Origin of the sequence: Kitasatospora sp. NPDC048540, from assembly GCF_040651175.1 — a bacterium.
Taxonomy (GTDB): domain Bacteria; phylum Actinomycetota; class Actinomycetes; order Streptomycetales; family Streptomycetaceae; genus Kitasatospora.
In genome coordinates this window covers 98,482-100,333 of sequence record NZ_JBEZIR010000014.1, presented here as the reverse complement: position 1 = coordinate 100,333, position 1,852 = coordinate 98,482, and the positions used below count along the sequence as shown (strand labels likewise).

General features: G+C 76.5%; 2 protein-coding genes. One reads left to right on the top strand and one right to left on the bottom strand.

Annotation, left to right across the window (positions count from 1 at the left end; all coding sequences use genetic code 11):
- Window positions 1–928: serine/threonine-protein kinase (locus AB0D08_RS08845; protein WP_359887155.1), on the bottom strand; the 928-nt coding region annotated here is incomplete at its 3' end.
- 479 nt (window positions 929–1,407) lie between these two features.
- Between AB0D08_RS08845 and AB0D08_RS08840 the strand changes: the two genes are divergently transcribed.
- A complete protein-coding gene (locus tag AB0D08_RS08840) occupies window positions 1,408–1,599 on the top strand; it encodes a hypothetical protein (RefSeq protein ID WP_033823048.1) in 192 nt (63 codons plus the stop codon).
- Window positions 1,600–1,852: the final 253 nt, after the last annotated feature.

The following is a 1,852-nucleotide window of genomic DNA, read 5'->3' as shown; positions in this document are numbered from 1 at the left end:
GCTCGGCACCGGCCGGCCGCAGGGGGGCCGCCGGCTGTGCCACGGCCGCCCGCGGCGCGGCCGGCGGCGGCACGGCGGCGGCCCGGCCGCGCACCGCGCCCGCGGCGGCGCCGCGCGCGGCCAGTTCGGTCAGGCGCTCGTGCAGCGCCGCGGCGGGCGGCCGTTCGGCCGGCTCCTTGGCCAGGCAGGCCCGGACCAGCGGGGCCAGCGGCGCGGGCACCGCCGACAGCTCGGGCTCCTCGTGCACCACCCGGTAGAGCATCACCTCGGAGGACGCCCCGGAACCGAACGGGGTGTCACCGGTCAGGGCGAACGCCAGCGTGGCCCCGAACGCGAACACGTCGGTGGCCGGGGTGACGGCCACGCCGCGGACCTGCTCGGGTGCCAGGAAGCCCGGCGAGCCGACCGCCGTGCCGACGTGGGTGAGCGTGCTGGCGCCGCGCGACCAGGCGATCCCGAAGTCGATGATCCGCGGACCCTTGGGGGACAGCAGGATGTTGGACGGCTTCAGGTCGCGGTGGACCACCCCCGCCTCGTGGACCTTGACCAGCCCGTCCGCCAGCGAGGCACCGATCCTGGCCACCTCCGGCCAGGGCAGCGGCCCCTCGTCGCCGACCCGCTTGTACAGCGAGGGCCCCGGTACGTACGCGGTGGCCAGCCAGGGCCGCTCGGTCTCGATGTCCGAGCCGACCACCCGGGCCGTGCAGCCGCCCCGGATCCGGGAGGCGGCGGCGATCTCGCGGGCGAAGCGGGTGCGGAACTCGGCGTCCTCGGCCAGCTCGGCGCGGATCAGCTTGAGCGCGACCCGCTGCCCCTTGCGGTCCGATCCGAGGTAGACCACGCCCATCCCGCCGGCCCCGAGCCGTCGGTGCAGCCGGTAGGGGCCGACGATGCGGGGGTCCTCACGCCGCAGCCGCATCATCGCCATGCTCGTTCCCGTCAGCCCGTGGGGTGATCCCCGGTCGGATGGGGGATCGTCAGATCCTGTCGGCCCACAGCTTACGGACTGCCCGCTGCGGTGTGCTGATACGCAACACCCGAGGGGCCGGTCGGATTGTCGGACCTGGATCGTTCGGGTCCGACCGCCCCTGGCCGGACCGGCGGCCGGTCCCGGCGCCCGCACCCCCGCAGCCGCCCTCTCGGGGACGCTCTCAGGGTTCCCTCGGGGATCGGCTCCCCGCGGTCTCCGCCTCCGGTAGTAGCCGCCGGGGTGGCGGGTCATCCTCGCGGAGGCCCGTGGACGGTACGACGGCATGACGTCCCGCCCACCCCCCGCCGCCTACCGTTGTCATCAGCGGCGGGCGGACCCCTCGTCCCCCGAGATTCCGCCCCCGCGCCCCCTTCCCACCCCGCCCGGACAGACCGCGCGGGCAGACCGCAGCACGCAGGACGGCAGGAGCACCGACCATGGCCATGCAGCTCAACGGAGCAGGCCGACGCACCCGGCCGACCGCCGCGCACGCGGAGGCCGACACCCGGCACCCGGCGGTGGCGCTGGCCATCGCGGTGCCCTGCGCGGTCCTGCTGCTGGTCCTCTTCGGCGGGTGGGAGCAACTGGCGACACAGACCAGGGCGGTCGCCGATCTGATCGGGCGCTGACCTCGGGGGAGGTCGGCGCCGGGCCGGGGTACGCGCACCGCGCGACCGGGCCCGTGCGGAGCGCGTGGACGGGCGCGCGGCGCGGGACGGGTCGTGGCAGGTGACCCCGGGGAGTGGACGCCGGGTACGGGCTGTCGGTGAGGGCAGCGCCGTACCCGGCGACACGCGCGCCCGCCCCCGGGCGGGCCGGGAAACGCCGAGAGCCGCAGCCCGGTGAAGGCTGCGGCTCTCGTTCTGCGGTGCGCGATACTGG